At 65.0% G+C, this 17,987-nt stretch carries 16 protein-coding genes; 3 read left to right on the top strand and 13 right to left on the bottom strand.

The annotated features are described in order from the left end of the window. Window position 1: 1 nt before the first annotated feature. The 7 genes from G473_RS0116380 to G473_RS0116350 form a co-directional block, all read right to left on the bottom strand. The gene (locus G473_RS0116380) at window positions 2–1,246 is read right to left on the bottom strand and encodes an alginate export family protein (RefSeq protein ID WP_029013995.1); all 1,245 of its coding nucleotides are present in this window, start codon (window positions 1,244–1,246) and stop codon (window positions 2–4) included. Then, window positions 1,243–2,832 carry an MFS transporter gene (locus tag G473_RS0116375; RefSeq protein ID WP_210163337.1) on the bottom strand — a complete coding sequence of 530 codons (1,590 nt, stop codon included), beginning with the start codon at window positions 2,830–2,832 and terminating at the stop codon, window positions 1,243–1,245. Before G473_RS0116375 ends, G473_RS0116380 begins: the two co-directional genes overlap by 4 nt. Continuing rightward, entirely contained in the window at window positions 2,829–3,251 is a 423-nt protein-coding gene (locus G473_RS0116370) for a DoxX family protein (RefSeq protein ID WP_210163336.1), read from the bottom strand. Before G473_RS0116370 ends, G473_RS0116375 begins: the two co-directional genes overlap by 4 nt. A 228-nt stretch (window positions 3,252–3,479) precedes the next feature. Continuing rightward, window positions 3,480–5,432 carry an amidohydrolase gene (locus tag G473_RS0116365; RefSeq protein ID WP_029013992.1) on the bottom strand — a complete coding sequence of 651 codons (1,953 nt, stop codon included), beginning with the start codon at window positions 5,430–5,432 and terminating at the stop codon, window positions 3,480–3,482. Beyond that, the gene (locus G473_RS0116360) at window positions 5,429–5,686 is read right to left on the bottom strand and encodes a DUF1427 family protein (RefSeq protein WP_029013991.1); all 258 of its coding nucleotides are present in this window, start codon (window positions 5,684–5,686) and stop codon (window positions 5,429–5,431) included. Before G473_RS0116360 ends, G473_RS0116365 begins: the two co-directional genes overlap by 4 nt. A 254-nt stretch (window positions 5,687–5,940) precedes the next feature. Then, window positions 5,941–6,600, bottom strand: coding sequence for a hydrolase (locus tag G473_RS0116355; protein WP_035707538.1), 660 nt, complete (start codon window positions 6,598–6,600; stop codon window positions 5,941–5,943). 222 nt (window positions 6,601–6,822) lie between these two features. Further along, complete coding sequence (locus G473_RS0116350) at window positions 6,823–7,701, bottom strand: LysR family transcriptional regulator (RefSeq protein WP_035707535.1); 879 nt, start codon at window positions 7,699–7,701, stop codon at window positions 6,823–6,825. Between the two features lie 110 nt (window positions 7,702–7,811). Between G473_RS0116350 and G473_RS0116345 the strand changes: the two genes are divergently transcribed. Then, window positions 7,812–9,002 carry an MFS transporter gene (locus G473_RS0116345; RefSeq protein ID WP_084438240.1) on the top strand — a complete coding sequence of 397 codons (1,191 nt, stop codon included), beginning with the start codon at window positions 7,812–7,814 and terminating at the stop codon, window positions 9,000–9,002. 15 nt (window positions 9,003–9,017) lie between these two features. Here the strand turns inward: G473_RS0116345 and G473_RS27340 are convergent, their stop codons facing one another. The 3 genes from G473_RS27340 to G473_RS27335 all read right to left on the bottom strand — a co-directional run bounded on the left by G473_RS27340 (window position 9,018) and on the right by G473_RS27335 (window position 11,531). Beyond that, window positions 9,018–9,797, bottom strand: coding sequence for a hypothetical protein (locus tag G473_RS27340; RefSeq protein WP_051330354.1), 780 nt, complete (start codon window positions 9,795–9,797; stop codon window positions 9,018–9,020). A gap of 97 nt (window positions 9,798–9,894) precedes the next feature. Next, window positions 9,895–10,557, bottom strand: coding sequence for an MlaC/ttg2D family ABC transporter substrate-binding protein (locus G473_RS0116335; protein ID WP_029013987.1), 663 nt, complete (start codon window positions 10,555–10,557; stop codon window positions 9,895–9,897). Window positions 10,558–10,631: 74 nt separating this feature from the next. Then, window positions 10,632–11,531, bottom strand: coding sequence for an MlaA family lipoprotein (locus tag G473_RS27335; protein ID WP_084438238.1), 900 nt, complete (start codon window positions 11,529–11,531; stop codon window positions 10,632–10,634). Between the two features lie 195 nt (window positions 11,532–11,726). Between G473_RS27335 and G473_RS0116325 the strand changes: the two genes are divergently transcribed. Further along, the gene (locus tag G473_RS0116325; RefSeq protein ID WP_029013986.1) at window positions 11,727–12,716 is read left to right on the top strand and encodes an ArsR/SmtB family transcription factor; all 990 of its coding nucleotides are present in this window, start codon (window positions 11,727–11,729) and stop codon (window positions 12,714–12,716) included. Further along, window positions 12,713–13,642 (top strand): methylenetetrahydrofolate reductase, encoded by a 930-nt coding sequence (gene metF, locus G473_RS0116320; protein WP_035707529.1) that lies wholly within the window; start codon window positions 12,713–12,715, stop codon window positions 13,640–13,642. Before G473_RS0116325 ends, metF begins: the two co-directional genes overlap by 4 nt. A gap of 27 nt (window positions 13,643–13,669) precedes the next feature. Here metF and G473_RS29430 read toward each other — a convergent pair whose 3' ends face one another. The 3 genes from G473_RS29430 to ettA all read right to left on the bottom strand — a co-directional run bounded on the left by G473_RS29430 (window position 13,670) and on the right by ettA (window position 17,902). Further along, window positions 13,670–14,821 (bottom strand): hypothetical protein, encoded by a 1,152-nt coding sequence (locus G473_RS29430; RefSeq protein WP_154667437.1) that lies wholly within the window; start codon window positions 14,819–14,821, stop codon window positions 13,670–13,672. A gap of 100 nt (window positions 14,822–14,921) precedes the next feature. After that, a complete protein-coding gene (locus tag G473_RS29425; protein WP_051330352.1) occupies window positions 14,922–16,079 on the bottom strand; it encodes a hypothetical protein in 1,158 nt (385 codons plus the stop codon). Window positions 16,080–16,225: 146 nt separating this feature from the next. After that, window positions 16,226–17,902, bottom strand: coding sequence for an energy-dependent translational throttle protein EttA (gene ettA, locus G473_RS0116305; RefSeq protein ID WP_029013984.1), 1,677 nt, complete (start codon window positions 17,900–17,902; stop codon window positions 16,226–16,228). Window positions 17,903–17,987: the final 85 nt, after the last annotated feature.

The raw sequence follows: 17,987 nt of genomic DNA, 5'->3' as shown, positions 1-17,987 counted from the left end.
CTTACAGCGACCAGCCCAGTTCCACCCCCAGCAGGGTGTTGGTGCGGGCACTGCCGCCCTGGCGCAGAAACGGGCCGGGCTTGAAGGCGGACAGGGACGCGGCGATGGAGAAGCCCTGCCCTTCCCATCCCAGCACCATTTCCCCCTGATGGCCGATATAGCGGCCGGCATCGGGGTCGCCGGGGTGCAGCACCTGGCCCGGCAGGCTATACACCCCGTCCCGCCGGTTCTCCCGCCAGTAGAACAGGCCGGCAAAGGACAGATCGAACCCATTGCCCATATCCAGTTCCAGGCCGGGATGGAGGTTGATCATGTTGCGCGGGCCGATGGGGGTCAGTTCGCCAAAATATTTGGCCCGCGGGTAAAGCGGGTTGAAGGTGCCCAGCCGGCCATCGGTCGGATCATCATCCCCGCTGGCAATATTGGCGCGCAGCAACAGCCGGGGCGACAAGGGCAGCCCATCCAGCCTGTAGCCGGTTTCGCTGGCCAGCGACCAGGCGCGGATATCCGTACCGGCGAACCGGCCCCACTGGACCATGCCTTCCCAGTTCCAGGACCAGGGACCATCCGTGCCCGCCAGGCGCAGGCCCGCAGTGCGCCGCCGTTCATCCCCCCGGCCCTGGGCATAGCGCGCGCCATCCTGCGCAGTCGCCAGCAGATAGGCATCCATCACGCCTTTGGCCCCCTCCAGCGTGGCATAAACCCCGCGCACGGAACGGCCCTGGCCCGGCTGGTCGTTAAAATCACCCGACCGGGTGATGACCGGCCTTTCCACCAGCGCCTGCGCCCGCCAGCCCGTGCCCGACAGGATCAGCCGCCCGCCATCGAAAGCCTGGGGGACATTGGCGCCATAGCGGCGGCCAATCAGCCGTTCCGACCCCAGGCCCAGCAATTCCCGCCCGCCGCTGAAAGACAGGTTCACATCACCTTGTGCCAGCAGATCCAGCGACAGGCCGGCTTGCAGCAGGTCCAGCCCGGTCCGGTCAGGCGGGCCGGGATCGCCTTTCATGCCTGTGACACCCGCCGCAATGGCTTGCGCAAACAGGCGGAACCCGTCGCCGCGCAGGGCCAGCGACGGCATGGCCCGCTGGTAAAGAGAGGCGTCGCGCCCCGCCGCCCCTTCATTATGGGCCATATCCTCCCAGCGCAGGCGCAAATCCAGGCCGGTTTCCAGCACCGGGGCAGCCCCTTGCGCCGGTGTCGCCGCCAGCAGCATCACCCAAAGCAGGGCACCCCACCTGCTCATGACGGGGCGATAAGATGGCGGACGATGGGGGCCTCAGGCCCCAGATGGAAGGCGCGCACCGCTTCTTGATCTTCCCGGTCAGCATGGGTCACCCGTTCATGCTGGCGCAGATGTTCCAGCCAGCTTTCCAGCACGAAACTTTCCATCACGCGGCCCGGCGCGGCCGCATCCTCGTACAGGCCCCAGCTTATCGCCCCATCCCGGTGGCGGATGCGGCGCAGGGCCTGCATGGCCTGGGTGAAGGCCGGCACCTGCGTAGGATCAATGCGATATTCCACCGTGATCATCACCGGCCCGCGATCCACCGGCATGTCGGTTGCCACGACCGGCGCCGGCCAGTGGGCGGAAGGCGCCAGATTGCCGGCGCCATCCCCGCTGATCCGCCAGCGCAGCGCCAGCACCAGGCCCAGCACCATCCCGGCGGCCGCCACCATCAGGGTCAAGGGGATGCCCAGATGCCCGGCCAGCCAGCCCCACAGCGCACTGCCCGCCGCCATGGACCCCTGGAAAACCAGCAGATTGACGGCCAGGGCGCGGGCCTTCACCCAGGCCGGCACCGCCATCTGGGCCGCCACGTTGAAGCTGGACAGCATGGCGATCCAAGCCATGCCGGCCAGCGCCATGGATAAGGCCGCAGAGGCAAAATTCCACGCCTGCGACAGGCCCACCGCCACCAAGGCGAACAGGATGGTCGCCGCCACAGTCACCCCATTGGCACTGACATGATGGCGCAGGCGTGGCAGCAGCATCGCCCCCAGCACGGCCCCCGCGCCCATGCAGCCCAGCAACCCGCCATAGCCGGCAGGGCCCAGCCCCAGTTCCCGCCGCGCGATGATCGGCACAAAGGCCCAGAGCGCGCTGGCGAACAGGAAAAAGCCGATGGACCGGATCAAGACCGTTTGCAGGGCCGGGGAATGGCGGGCATAGCGCGCACCGGAGCGCAAGGCACCGAAGAACCGTTCCGCCGGCAGGGTGGGCTTTGCCACCTGCCGGTGCCAGCGGACCAGCACCAGCATCACCCCCAGCACCGACAGGGCGTTCAACGCGAAGACGGCCGGCGTGCCGGCAGCCGCAATGATGAAGCCGCCCAGCGCCGGCCCGATGGCGCGGGAAATATTGATGCCCAGACTGTTCAGCGCCACCGCATCGGCCAGGGCCGGGCGCGGCACCAGTTCCGGCACGATGGCCTGGAAGGCCGGTGCTGACAGGGCGGCGCCCGTGGCAATGGCGAAGGTCAGCGCCAGCAGCACCAGCGGCCCCGTCAGGCCGGCATAGGTCAGCCCCGCCAGCGCCGCCGCGCACATCAGCGCCCAAAGCTGGGCGCCAATCAGCAGCCGGCGGCGATCCACGATATCCGCCAGGGCCCCGCCGGGCAGGGCGAACAGGAACATGGGCAAAGTGGTGGCCGCCTGCACCAGCGCCACCATGATCGGCGCATCCGACAGGCTGGTCATCAGCCAGCCGGCCCCGGCATCATGCATCCAGGTGCCGATATTGGACACGATGGTGGCGATCCACAGCGCGCGGAACAAAGGCAGCGACAGGGGACGCGGCGGGGGTGACGATTGTGGGGCGGTCATCATCATTGGGTCCCCCGCCGGCGACATGACAGGATGGCGACAAGGACCAGCCCGCCGATCAACCCGCCATGTTCCAGGAAAGTATTGCGTTCGTGAAAGCGGGCCATCGGATCGGCGATGGTCCAGAACGGATGGGCAATCAGGGTGGCCAGGGCCGTAAACACACCCAGCGCGCCCGCCCCCAGCCAGACGAAGCGCCCCCAGATCACCAGGGCCGATCCGCCGATCTGCACCAGCACCGTGGCGATAACAGTCACCCAGGCCGGTTCCAGCCCGAAATGGGCAGCCTCAGCCAGGGCGCCCTGGATGTCGAACAGCTTGGCGATGCCGCTGGTCCAGAAAGGCAGCGTCAACAGCACACGCGCCGCCAGATCGAACCAGGGCGCGGTGAGGAGGGTGGCCAGGGGGGCCGGCGTGTCGCGCATGGGTGGGGCTTTCATTGGGGGGCGTGTTGATTGGTAGTCATCACAGGCGCTCAGCGAAGAGGGCTTCCCGCTCAATATCTCTCTCACCGTCACCCCGGCGAAGGCCGGGGTCCAGGGGCCACAAGCGTCTGGCTCTACGAACTGGACCCCGGCCTTCGCCGGGGTGACGGTTGAGGAAGGGTGCCTGGGGATAACGTGAAGTGGGAAACGATGTGGAAGGAAGCGACCTCACACCGCCCAGCACCCGCACCCGAACGCACCCCAGAACCCACCGGCATCCGCCGCCGGCACATCGGCCCCCAGCGCCGCCGCATGGTCATGCCCATGCACGCCGCAGGCCGTGGCGCAGCCGCAGAGCGAGCCCATCTTCAGCAGCTTGCCATCCTTGTCCCGCGCCGGCTGGTAATAGCCGCCGAAGGTGGCGACCGGTGACCAGTCGGGCATCGGCTTGGGCAGGGCCGGGGCCAGCGGGCCGTAATCACCCGCCCCATAGACAACCTTGCCGCCCAGCAGGGTCAGGACAGAGGTGATGTGCAGGATCTCGCTTTCCGGCACGCTGAAATAATCGTCTGACAGCACCACCAGATCGGCCAACTGGCCCGCCTTCACCTGCCCCTTCTTGCCCTGTTCGTTGGAGAACCAGGTATTGGCCTCCGTCCACAGGCGGAGCGCCGTTTCCCGGTCCAGCCGGTTGGTGTTGGGGTAAAGCGACAGGCCGCCGACCGTGCGCCCCGTCACCAGCCAGGACAGCGACACCCAGGGGTTATAGCTGGCAACACGGGTGGCATCGGTGCCCGCCCCCACCGGCACACCGGATGCCAGCATCTTGGCAATCGGCGGCGTCGCCTCGGCTGCCTTGGAACCATAGCGTTCGACGAAATATTCACCCTGATAGGCCATGCGGTGCTGCACGGCGATGCCGCCGCCCAGGGCCGCAATGCGGTCGATATTGCGCTGGTCGATGGTTTCGGCATGGTCGAAGAACCAGTGCAGCCCGTCAAAGGGCACATCCCGGTTCACCTTTTCGAACACGTCCAGCGCGCGGGTGATGGTTTCGTTGTAGGTGGCGTGCAGCCGCCAGGGCCAGCGATTTTCCACCAGCAGGCGGACCACCGGTTCCAGGTCGCTTTCCATGTTGGGCGGCATCTCCGGCCGCTCCACCCGGAAATCTTCAAAATCGGCAGCGGAATAGACCAGCATTTCACCGGCGCCATTATGGCGATAGGTGTCATCGCCCTGCCCCGGCTTCACCTGTTTCGACCAGCCGGAGAAATCCGCCAATTCCTGTTTCGGCTTCTGGGTGAACAGGTTGTAGGAGATGCGCAGCGTCAACTCGCCATCGCCATGCAGCTTCTCAATGATCTGATAATCGTCCGGGTAATTCTGGAAGCCGCCACCGGCATCAATCACCCCGGTCACGCCCAGCCGGTTCATTTCCCGCATGAAATGGCGGGTGGAATTGAGCTGATATTCGGGGGCCAGCTTCGGCCCCTTGGCCAGCGTGGAATAAAGGATGGTGGCGTTGGGCTTGGCCAGCAGCAGGCCCGTCGGCTCCCCATTGCCATCCCGGATGATCTCACCCCCCGGCGGGTTGGGTGTGTCGCGTGTATAGCCCACCACGCGCAGGGCGGCCCGGTTCAGCAGCGCCCGGTCATAGAGATGCAGGATGAAGACCGGGGTTTCCGGGGCCGCCTGGTTGATCTCCTCCAGCGTCGGCAGGCGCTTTTCGGCGAACTGATGTTCGGTGAAACCGCCGACCACCCGCACCCATTGCGGCGGCGGCGTCACCTCGGCCTGTTTCTTCAGCATGGCCATGGCGTCGGCCAGGGTCGGCACCCCGTCCCAGCGCAGTTCCATATTGTAATTCAGCCCACCCCGGATGATGTGCATGTGGCTGTCGATCAGGCCGGGGATAACGCGGCGGCCCTTGGCATCGATGATCTTGGCATCGGGGGCGGCAGCGGCGCGCACCTCCGCCTCCGTGCCCACCGCCAGGAAGCGCCCGTCGCGGATGGCAACCGCCTGGGCCTGCGGGTTGGCGCGGTCCAGCGTGGTGATCTTGGCGTTGGTGAGGATCAGATCGGTGCCGGGCATGGCGGCTCTCCCAGGGTCAGCAAGGAACGGGGTCATGAAAAGGGATGCGGCACCCTTCAAGGTGCCCCGGCGCGTCAGCCCGGTCATGATGGCCGGCTTTCATTATCCTGCGCGTCCGGCAGGCGGCCCATCACATGATTGGCGCAGCCGGTGCGGAGGTAAGAGACAACGGATTCACCCCCGAACAGACGCTTGGCCACGGGAATGACCTGTTCCCCCAGCAGGATGCCCAGCAACCCTACCAGCGCGATGGTCGGCGGCGCGGGGGAACGCACATTCAACAGGCTGTAGATGACACCAACCAGCAGCCCGGCGGCGAGAGAGAGAAGATAGGGCTTCATGGGCGGGCTCCTGGGTGGGGGGCATTTTCCGGCGGTCTTGAATGAGGGCTGTCCGCAACCATCCCTTTTTCCACCGTCACCCCGGCGAAGGCCGGGGTCCAGTATCGTAGGGCGAAGCGCTTGTGGCCCCTGGACCCCGGCCTTCGCCGGGGTGACGGTGGATGGGAGCGGAAACGATCCAGTAAAACGATCACTCACAAAAGCAGGCTTGGCCGGAGAAGCAGTGCCTCCACCGGCCAAGCCTGCTACACCCCTCAATGCCCGCCTTCGGACGCACCGAACATTGTCTTGGCATAGGTGATGCCCAGGCCATAGGCGCCGCCGAACTTCCGGGCGATGCCGGTGGTCAGGTCATAGGTCTCACCCCGCGCCCAATCGCGCTGCAATTCCAGCATGTATTGCAGCGAGGTCATCGGGCGGACGCCGGCCTGCACCATGCGGTCCATGGCGCGGTCATGCGCTTCGGTGGAGACATCGCCGCAGGCATCGGCGATCACATAGACCTCATAGCCCTGGGCCAGCGCCGACAGGGTGGGGCCGACGATGCAAACGGACGTCCACAGGCCGCAGAAGACCAGACGATCCTTGCCGATCTTGTTCACTTCCGCAATCACCGGGGCATCTTCCCAGGTGTTCATGGAGGTGCGGTCCAGCAGCTTCTGGCCGGGGAAAGCGTCGGTGATTTCCCCGAACATCGGGCCAGAAAAGCTCTTTTCCGCCACCGTGGTCAGGATGGTGGAAACGCCGAAACCCTTGGCGGCATGGGCCACCAGGGCGGCGTTGTTGCGCAGCTCCACCGCATCAATCGACTTGGTCGCAAAGGCCATCTGCGACTGGAAATCGATCATGATCAGGGTGTGATCCGCCGGGGTCAGCAGCAGCGGACCGGGCGTCGGGGTCGCGGTAATGGACATGGGATGGGTTTCCTTCATGTGCGGGCGCGGGCCGGCCGCGTCAGAAGCGCTGGCCCTGATCGTTTTGAATAGAAGCGGTTGTTTATGGATGCCGAACGATGTCTGTTCGTTCGCCGCTGATCTTAGCCGCAGAAACCGCCCTTGCCCGCCCTGTTAACCATCCCCTTTAGAACTTTTAACAGCGAACCATTCACCGCCCGGACTTCAGCCCGGACAGGGGGATCATTGCTGAAGCCGTTCCTGCACGGCGGCCACGAACAGCCGCACCTTGGGCGGCACCAGTCGGGGGCTGGGGGTGATGGCCCAGATGCCCCAGGTTTCAACCACAGCATCCTCCAGCGTCAGCGGCACCAGCATCCCGCCGGTCACCTCCCGCGTGGCATTCCAGTCGGCCATGCAGGCGATACCGGCACCGGCAACACAAGCCTCATGGATCATGTCGATGCTGTTGGCGCTCAACCGGCTCTGGACACGATGATGCAGCACATGTCCGTCGATCATGAAATCCCAATAGGGAAGACTGGTCTGGGTCAGGCAATCATGGTCAACCAGATCAGCCAGCCGGCGCGGTTGCCCCCGTGCCGCCAGATAGGCCGGTGACGCATAAAGATGACGCGGGCTGTCCCCCAGCCGTTTCGCCATCTGGCTGTTATCCAGCACACGGCCGGCGCGGATGGCCAGATCCACACCATCGGCTGCAAGATCCACCCGGTGGTCGGTGGCCAGCACTTCCACCTTCAGCGCCGGATGGGCGGCCAGGAAAGGGGGCAGAAGCGGGCCGATGATCTTGCGGGCAAAAGCGTTAGACGCACTGACCCGGAGCAGCCCGGACGCGCCCAGCGCCTCCGGTCGCAAGGCGGCCCGGGCGCCCGCCTCCCCTTCCAGGAGGGCACGGGCATGGGGCAGGAACGCCTCCCCCGCCGTGGTCAGAGACAGGGCGCGCGTGGTGCGATGGACCAGCCGCACCCCCAGTTCCGCTTCCAGCGCCGCCAGCCGCCGCGACGCCACCATGGGGGCAATCCCCAGCCGGCGGGATGCCGCCGCCAGACTGCCGGCCGTCACCGCTTCCACCAGCACTTCCGCATCGGCAAGGTTGATCATATCATTTTCCGATATGCTGACATATCGATCACCCTGACTACCACCGGTTTACGTTTCAATCCAGAGTGCATGCCATGAACCCGCAAGGACCGGTACAAGGAGTGACGGTCATGAATAGCCCGATGGCATCCAGCACACTGGATGATCCCGCCCCCCAGACCCACGGTCTTTCCCGTGGGCTGACCTTTGCCATGGCGGCCGGTGCCGGCGTGGCCGTCGCCAATATCTATTACAACCAGCCCATGCTGGGCCTGATCGGCCAGGATCTGGGCGGCGGGATCAGCCTGGTGCCCACCGCCACCCAGTTGGGCTATGCCGCCGGCCTGTTCCTGCTGGTGCCGCTGGCCGATATGGTGGAACGGCGCCTGCTGGTGGTCGCGACTTTCCTGCTGCTGGCGCTGGCTTTGGCTTGCGCCGCCCTGGCACCGGGGGCATCGGCCCTGATCGCCGCATCGCTGCTGGTCGGTCTGTTCAGCACCGTGGCGCAGCAGATCGTCCCCTTCGCCGCCCATCTGGCCCCCGGCCATAAAAGGGGCGCAGTGGTGGGCACAGTCATGTCGGGATTGCTGGCCGGCATCCTGCTCAGCCGTACCATCGCGGGCTTTGTGGCCAGCCATGGCGGCTGGCGCACCATGTTCTGGCTGGCGGTGCCCGTGGCCGTGGCGATGGCGGGATGGATGGCGCTGCACCTGCCCAAAAGCCCGGCGGAGGGCAAGATGCGCTACGGCCATGCCCTGACATCCCTGGTGCATCTGTGGCGGGAATTTCCGGCCCTGCGGCGGGCGGCACTGACCCAGGCCCTGATGTTCGCGGCCTTCAGCGCCTTCTGGACCGTGCTGGCCCTGCGCCTGCAACAGCCGGATTTCGCCTTAGGCGCCGATGTGGCCGGCCTGTTCGGCGTGCTGGGGCTGGTGGGCATCCTGGCGGCCCCTTTGTCCGGTCGGCTGGCCGACAAGGGCGGGCCGGGGGCCGTGGTGCGGGCAGGTGCCGCCCTGACCCTGGGCGCCTGGATCATCTTCGGCCTGTGGCAAAGCGTGGCCGGGCTGGTGGCCGGCGTGGTGGTGCTGGATCTGGCGGTGCAGGCCGCGCTGATTTCCAACCAGCATATCGTCTATTCCCTGCGCCCCCAGGCCCGGGCCCGGCTGAACACCCTGTTCATGGGGGCGATGTTCCTGGGCGGCGCCGTGGGATCAGCCGCGGCCATGCAACTCTGGTCGCTGGCCGGCTGGACCGGCGTCTGCCTGCTGGCGGGGGGGCTGTCGGCCCTGGCACTGGGTGCACAGATTTTCACCCGGCGGTGAGAAGCCGCTGACCTGTCACGGTCGGTCCACCCGGACTGACCGGACCCGGTTGATGATGGACCAGCCGCCGGACAGTTCCCCCACGGGGGCAACTGTCCAATCCCATTCCTGTCCCGGCGGCAGGGCGACACCATAAAGCGGGTCTTCCATCTCCGTCACCCGCCCCTGCCCGTCCAGCACGCGCCGTTCGACATCGCCAATCACCCAAGCCGGGCATCGGAACCGGCGCAGATGGTCCAGATGGGCCTGGATGATGGCACGGGCAAAGGGGCCGAGATCCAGCGAAGGCCAGTGGCGATGGGCCCGCCGCAACGGGACAAGCGGTAATTGGGAAATAAGGTTGAGAGAGACCACCAATCCCACAGAAGGCCAGTCCAAGCCGATCTCCGCATGGGGATGCGGTGGCCGCGTCCCCGTTGGTCGGCGCAGAAAGCCGGCCGTTCCCGTCAATTCCGCCGTTACCAGTTCCACCCCGGCATGGCGCCGCGCCAGCCGCCGCGCAGAAGGCGGATGGGCCACATCGACCAGCATCAAGCGGCGGAACCGCTGCATCAAGGCATCGACCGGCACATCCAGACAGGGCCCGGAACCGAAAATCACAGCCGTGTCCGTCCCCGCCGGTACAGCGGGCAGCATGTCGATGATCGCCTGCCGGCTATTCTGCTGATGCGGTGCCCAGGCGGCGGCACAACGCCGGGCGCGCGCCATGCAGGCCACCGCCGCATAGCGATAGCCCAGCGCCGCCAGATCCTGCGGACAGCGCACGAACAGGCTGGTCAACAGCTCCTTCAACATGGCGCCATCACAAGAAAAACCCGCCGGGTAAACCCGGCGGGCTGAAGGGGACGAGAAAGAAGCAGTAAAACACTCGAAACCGAAAAGGGTCAGCCCCTTACTGGGCGTGAGCCTGCACGGTCTGGATGCGCTGGCGCAGGGCATCCAGCAGGGCCTGGAAGCGGCCGCCATTATTCTCGATCACGCTGGCGAATTCGGAGCGCTGAGTCTGGCTCATGCTCACATTTTCAACCACCACGTCGACGATCTTGAAGCCGCCATCCTTGGACCGGACACGCCAGGCGACATTGACCGGCGGGCCGGAAGGACGCAGCACCTGGCTGCTGACCACGGCGTCACGCTCGCCTGCGGGCTGCGCACCGGCAACCTTGAAGCTCTCACCGGCATATTGGCTGAAACGCTCGGCATAGACCTCGACGATCATCCGCTCGAACAGTTCCATATATTCCTTGCGCTGAGCCTCGTTGGCGGAATTCCAGTACCGGCCCAGCACGAAGCGGCCGATCGTATTGACGTCGAAATTCTCGTTCAGCAACTGGCGGAAGATTTCCTTGGACTGGTCGTCGGAAATCTTCGGATCGGCCAGGGTGGCAATTGCCTTGTCGCCCAGCGACTGAACGAAGCCGGCCGCGGCCTGCGGAGCCTGGGTCGCCTGGGCATAGGCGGGCTGCGGGGCGATCGCCGGAACGATGGCGGCGCCAAAGCCCGCCATCAGCGCAATGGCGGCGGAGGTCAGCAGGGTGCGACGATTGTTCTTCATCTTGATCACGTCTTTCGTGTCCTTCGTTCTGGCGCCACCATCAGCCTGACGGGCGCACTTTTCAGTGATGCGCGTCACGGCGAGGTGCCGGCACCGGATTTGGTTCCGGCGTCATAATCAGGGATAGCAGGCAAAGTTGACGGATCTGGGGCACCGTCGCGGATCATTCCATCCCGACGCTGCCGATAGAGCGCCCGCATCGCTGCGTAATAGTCCACACTATTACGCTTCAAATCATCCAAAGGTTCCAGCACGTCGGCGCGCGTGCTGACGCCGACCAGACCTGCGCGGGTGTAAACGATCCAGTCGCGGTCGGTATTCTGCGCCCAGTTGGTCAACGGATCGGCATAGACTTCGCCGGCAAAACCCACCGCATCACGCACCGAAGATGGCCCCATGATCGGCAGGACCAGATAGGGCCCTTCGGGGATACCCCAGACCGCCAGGGTCTGATCCAGGCTTTCATATTCATAGTCCAGCCCGTTTTCCCCCGCCACGTCGATCAGACCGCCAAGGCCCACAGTTGTATTGATGGTGAAGCGGCCCAGCACCACGCCGGCCCCGTTCAGGTCGCCCTGAAGAAGCTGATTGGCAAGATCCAAAGGCGCCCGCAGATTGCGCATGGCGTTGCGCACGCCATTTTGCGCCGGCGTGGGCAAAACCGCCTTGTAAACAACGGCCAGGGGACGCAGCAGCACCGTATCCACCACATCATTGAACCAGAAGATGGCCCTGTTCATCCCCTCCAGGGGATCATTGTTATTGACCGGGCGGGGGGCCAGTGCTGCCGTACCGGGCGCACTGCCTTCCATATGGCTGGGGCCGGATGTGGCCAGCGTGCCGGCTGCCGCACGATCCGTCCCCCCGCGGCCCGATGTCGTCCCACATCCGGCAAGTGCCAGTGCCAGCAGGGGAAAGGCCAGCCACCGCAGAAAGGGCCGCGGAGAAGCAAGAGAGGAAGTCTGAAGCTGCATGGTCGGATCGCCATCTCCGATAGGGATGCCACGGTTGGGCCTGTCCTCCTAAACGCCGCCACCGCCCTTTCGGCTATCTGGCAATGTCACAAAATCGTCGCCCCGCCGATATGCGTTCACAAAGGCGCATTTACACCGCATAAAGATATCTTTATATATTGATCCAGATAATGAACTGGCGGATCGGGATCATCCATGGATTTCCTGTTGAATGCACTGAAAGCAGCGGCGGAACCGACACGGTTGCGCCTGCTTTCCCTGTGCGCCCACGGGGAACTGACGGTGACCGAATTGACCCAGATTCTGGGTCAGAGCCAGCCGCGCGTCTCCCGTCATCTGAAACTGCTGTGCGAGGCCGGGCTGCTGGAACGGTTCCGGGAAGGGATCTGGGCTTATTATCAATTGGCCGAACGGGGCGCGGTGGCAGAGCTGGCCCGCACGCTTGTCGATGCGATTCCCGCCGATGATGACGGGCTGGCGCTGGATCTGGAACGGCTGGAAATCATCAAGCAGGGCCGTCGCGCCCAAGCCGCCCAGTATTTCAGTGAGAATGCCGCCCGCTGGCATGAAATCCGCAGCCTGCATGTGCCGGAGCGGGACGTGGAACAGGCATTGCTCTCCCTGCTTCCGACCACACCGATTACCGACCTGCTGGATATCGGTACCGGCACCGGCCGGATGCTGGAATTGTTCGGTCCCCATGTCACCCATGGGCTGGGTATCGACAGTTCACGGGAAATGCTGGCCGTGGCCCGCGTCAACCTGGAGAGAGCCGGCCTGCGCCATTGCCAAGTGCGCCTTGGCGACATGTACCAGTTGCCGCTGCCAGGGCAGAGCCAGGATCTGATCCTGTTCCACCAAGTCCTGCATTTCACAGAAACACCAGGCGAGGCGCTGGCTGAAGCAGCGCGCGTGCTGCGGCCGGGTGGCACGCTTTTGGTAGTGGATTTCGCCCGTCACGCGCTGGATTATCTGCGGGACCAGCACGCCCACCGCCGCCTGGGCTTCAACGAGGCAGAGATGGCGGGGCTTCTTGCCCGCGCCGGTATGGCGGCAGAGCCGGCCATCCATCTGCCCGGCGACCCGCTGACTGTTTGCATCTGGCGCGCCCGGCGGGAGCCGGTCGCAGCCCTTCCTTCCCCCGACCCCGTGCCCCAAGCCGCCCTGTCCGGAGCCTTGTCATGAGTCTGTTGAATGTGCCCGCCACCGATCTCTCAGCACCCCTGATCACGGCGCCCGGTGAGTTGACCGTCAGCTTTGAATTCTTCCCGCCCAAGACGGAGAAGATGCACGAAAATCTCTGGGCGGCGATCCGGCGGCTGGCACCGCTGAATCCGGCTTTCATGTCCGTCACCTACGGCGCCGGTGGCACCACCCGTGAGCGGACCCATGCGACCGTTACGGCCATCCAGGATGAGACCGGCATTCCCGCCGCTGCCCACCTGACCTGTGTCGCCGCGACGAAGGAAGAAATCGACGAGATCGCCCGCACCTATTGGAATGCCGGCATCCGCCATATTGTCGCGCTGCGCGGTGATCCGCCGCCGCGTGAAGATGGCACCGGTGGCCTGGGCGGGCGCGGGTATGAGCCGCATCCCGGCGGCTATGCCTATGCCGCCGATCTGGTTGCCGGCTTGAAGCGCATTGCCGATTTCGACATTTCCGTCGCCTGTTTCCCGGAAGTGCATCCCGAGGCGCCCGACGCCCAGGTGGATCTGGATAATCTGAAGCGGAAAGTGGATGCCGGTGCCAACCGTGCCATCAGCCAGTTCTTCTTTGATGCCGATGCGTTCCTGCGCTTCCGCGACAAGGCGGCGGCGGCCGGCATTGATGTGCCGATGGTGCCGGGCATCCTGCCGATCTTGAATTTCAAGAAGGCAGTGGAGATGGGAGAGAAGTGCAACACCGCCATTCCCGGCTGGATGATGGACCTGTTCGACGGACTGGATGAGGCCCCGGAAACCCGCCATCTGGTGGCGGCGACCGTCGCCATTGAGCAATGCCGCCATCTGGAGCGGCACGGCGTGAAGCAGTTCCACTTCTACACGATGAACCGGGCCGACCTGACGGTCGCCATCTGCCATATGCTGGGTGTGCGCGCGCCCCGCTGACGAAGGGCGCGCACGGGCGGAAGAAGATCAACGCTCTTCCGCCTGAAGCCGTTCTGGCCGCCCGGCAGAACGGGGATCGGGGGCACGACGGGCCTCTTCTTCCTGCTGCTGACGCTGACGGGCTTCCTCCTCCTGGCGTTGACGAGCCTCTTGCTCCTGCCGCTCAGCCTCGGCGCGGCGCTGGGCTTCCTCGGCAGCCCGGCGCGCCTCCTCTTCTGCCTGCTGACGTTGGCGCGCTTCCTGCTCCCGACGCTCAGCCTCAGCGCGACCCTGCGCTTCCTCGGCAGCCCGGCGCGCCTCCTCTTCCGCCTGCTGACGTTGACGGGCTTCCTGCTCCCGCCGCTCAGCCTCGGCGCGGCCCTGGGCCTGCTCGGCAGCCCGGCGCGCCTCCTCTTCTGCCTGCTGACGTTGGCGCGCTTCCTGCTCCCGACGCTCAGCCTCGGCGCGGCGTCGTGCCTCCTCGGCGGTGCGGCGGGCTTCCTCTTGTTGCCTCTTGGCCGCTTCGTCCTGGCGGCGGCGTTCTTCTTCGCGGCGCGCTTCAGCGCGATTATGGTCGCGATCACGTTCGCGATCACGGTCACGTTCCAGTTGCCGCTCCAGGTCACGCCGCCGCTGACGCTCCCGATCGGCCCGCTGTTCTGCTTGCTCGCGTTCCATTTCCAACCGCCACATCATATCGCGATGGCGCTCTTCCTGTTCCTGGCGGAAACGGTCGGCTTCATAGTCGCTGTCATAACCAGACGAGTTAGAGGGCGCCTCCCACACCACATCGTCCGATCCCCTGGAAGGCGCCGGCGGAGGTGGCGACAAGATCGGCAGCACTGTTGCCGCCTCCTCAAAAGTCAGCGCCCGACCTGGCTTGCCTGCGGCCGGATCGCCAGCACAGACATCGCGCAGCACCGCAACCCGGGAATGGAATAGCGGGATTTGCGGCCAGATTTCTGGTTCCTGGGTCTTAAGCCTCAGGATCAGGAATTGCTGTTCTGCCACTTCAACAGGGGTCATGGCCCGACCGGGGCTGTCAGCGGTGGGAATACAGACCTGAAACAGATCGCCAAGCCGCGTGACATTGCTTTCAATCTCGCGCAGCCGGCGCTGTTCGGCCTGGGTCGCGGGGTCAACGGCGCACGCGGACAAAAGCAACACGGACCCCAAGGACAAGGACGAAAGGCGTTTCATGATGGCCCCGTGGGCTGGAGGTGGGTGGCGACAAGGACCAAGCCGGTGGCATCACCGCCCGGAGGCAGTCTGCGCACGGATGGGGTATTGGAAGTGGAAATTACTGTTCGCGCTTGTTCAACCGCTCGGGACGACCCCCTGCACGCGAGGGAGGGTCACGGCGGGCCTCTTCCTGCTGGCGCCGGAAATCTTCCTGGCGCTGGCGGGCGGCATCCTGTTGCTGGCGGCGAGTTTCTTCCTGCCGCTGGCGTGTAGCTTCTTCCTGCTCACGACGACGCGCCTGCTCAGCTTCGCGCCGGGCTTCCTGCTGCTGGCGGCGGGCGTCCTCCTGGCGCTGACGGGCAGCCTCTTCCTGATCACGGCGGCGGTTTTGCTCAGCCTGTCTTGCCTCGTCCTGCTGCTGGCGCTGGCGGGCCTGCTCATGCTGGCGACGCTCCCGCTCTTCGGCGGCGCGTTGTCTTTCCTCCCCTTCGCGGATGGATTTCTCCGTCCGCCGCCTTATGGCCTCGCGCGCCTCGCGGTCGGCCTGCTCGCTGCGTTCGCGACGTTCGCGATAAGCCCTTCTGCTATCTTCTTCATGCCTGCGTTGGCGGGCCTCTTCGGCTTCCTGGTAAGCGCGGTCGCGTTCACGGGCCAGTTCGCGCTGCAGGTCCCGGCGACGCTCGCGCTCATAGCGGGCACGGCGTTCGGCTTCCTGCCGTTCCATCTCCATGCGCCACATCATGTCGCGATGGTATTGGTCTTGTTCCCAACGGCGACTGTCGGCCCCATAGCCCCATCCAGAACTGGAAGATGAGGAATCGGTCCAGATCGTCGTGCTCCCCGTCCCACTGCCATACAGGCCTCCGGAGGAAAATTCCGGCGCCGGCATTGCCTGCGGGGGATAGAGAATTGCCTGGAGTTCAGTCGCTTCCTCCGCCGTCAATGCACGACCTGGCTTGCCAGCGGCAGCGTCGCCAGCACAGGCCAGGCGCAGTTCCTCCACCCGGGCGTTGGAAATGGGGACGTTGGGCCAGACAGTCGGCGCCAGCCCCTGAAGCTTCAGGACCAGGAACTGCTGTTCCGCCGCCTCGGTCGCGTCCAGGGCCCGACCCGGGATGGCAGCATCACCAATACAAACCTGCCGCAATTCCGCCAGACGCCGGACGCCGCTAGCGATTTCCTGGTTACGCTGTTCAGCCGCCCGGATCGCGGGATCGACGGCACAGGCTGACAGCAGCAGCAACGCACCCAGAGGGACCAGCGACAGGCGTTTCATGTGCAAACCGTCGGTTGATTGGTGTTACAGACCTTACACTCCATCAGGGCTGTGACCAAAAGGGGGCAGGCCTGTGCCCGGATAAAGAAATCCCCCGTCGGGTTAACCCGACGGGGGATACAACAAACAGCCGGGACTTTCGCCGGTCAGCGTTCCAGCGGCTTGTACTTGATGCGGTGGGGCTGGTCGGCCTCAGCACCCAGACGACGGCGCTTGTCCGCCTCATAATCGGCATAGTTGCCTTCAAACCAGACCACCTGGCTGTCACCCTCGAATGCCAGGATGTGGGTGGCCAGACGGTCCAGGAACCAGCGATCGTGCGAGATGACCACGGCGCAGCCGGGGAAGGTGGTCAATGCCTCTTCCAAGGCCCGCAGGGTTTCCACGTCCAGATCGTTGGTCGGTTCGTCAAGCAGCAGGACATTGGCGCCGGATTTCAGCATCTTGGCCAGATGCACGCGGTTGCGCTCACCCCCCGACAACTGGCCCAGCTTCTTCTGCTGGTCCGCGCCGCGGAAGTTGAAGGCCGACACATAGGCACGGCTGGGCATGGACTTCTTGCCCAGCTCGATCACGTCCAGCCCGCCGGAGATTTCCTCCCAGACATTCTTCTTGTCGTCCAGGCTGTCACGGCTCTGGTCGACATAGCCAAGCTGCACCGTCTCACCCACGCGGAAGGTACCGCCATCGGGCTGTTCCTGGCCGGTGATCATGCGGAACAGCGTGGTCTTACCAGCACCGTTGGGGCCGATGATGCCGACAATGCCGCCCGGCGGCAGGCGGAAGGACAGATCGTCGATCAGCAGCCGGTCGCCAAAGCCCTTACGCAGGTTCTCGGCCTCAATAACCACATTGCCCAGGCGCGGCGGCGTGGGGATGACGATGCGGGTTTCGCCAATGGCTTCCTTCTGGTTGGCGGAAGCCAGCAATTCCTCGTAAGCCTGGATACGGGCCTTGGACTTGGCCTGACGGGCCTTGGGGCTGGCGCGCACCCATTCCAGTTCCTGGGCCAACTGCTTCTGCTTGGCGCCCTCTTCCCTTCCTTCCTGCTCCAGACGCTTCTGCTTCTGTTCCAGCCAGGCGGAATAATTGCCCTCGTACGGGATGCCCGAGCCGCGATCCAGTTCCAGGATCCAGCCGGTGACGGCATCCAGGAAGTAACGATCGTGGGTGACCATCACCACGGTGCCGGGATAATCGGCCAGGAAGCGCTGCAGCCAGGCCACGCTTTCGGCGTCCAGATGGTTGGTCGGTTCGTCCAGCAGCAGCATGTCGGGCTTGGACAGCAGCAGCTTGCAGAGCGCCACGCGGCGCTTTTCACCGCCCGACAGCTTGGACACATCGGCATCGCCCGCCGGGCAGCGCAGCGCGTCCATGGCGATTTCGACCGTACGGTCCAGATCCCAGGCGTCGGCCGCGTCGATCTTTTCCTGCAATTCGGCCTGTTCGGCCATCAGCGTGTCAAAATCGGCATCCGGGTCGCCCATGGCTTCCGACACGGCGTTGAACCGGTCCAGCAGCGCCTTGGTCTCCCCCACCCCTTCCATCACATTGTCCCAGACATTCTTGTCCGGGTTCAATTGCGGCTCCTGCGGCAGATAGCCGACCTTCACACCCTCGGCGGACCAGGCTTCGCCATTATAATCCTTGTCCAGCCCGGCCATGATCTTCAGCAGGGTGGACTTACCGGCGCCGTTGACGCCCAGCACGCCGATCTTTGCGCCCGGATAGAAGGACAGCCAGATGTTCTCAAAGACCTTTTTCCCGCCGGGATAGGCCTTGGTCACACCCTTCATCACATAGACATACTGATAAGCGGCCATCGGGCGGCTCCCTTCACCGGCAAGAAACAGACGAATGATTGCGGGCCTTGTACCGCAGCGGGGCGGGGCGTGCAATCGGGGGGTG

Origin of the sequence: Niveispirillum irakense DSM 11586 (genome assembly GCF_000429645.1) — a bacterium.
GTDB classification, from domain to species: Bacteria; Pseudomonadota; Alphaproteobacteria; order Azospirillales; family Azospirillaceae; genus Niveispirillum; species Niveispirillum irakense.
The sequence above is the reverse complement of the archived record's forward strand: the minus strand, read 5'-3'. Positions and strand labels throughout refer to the sequence as shown.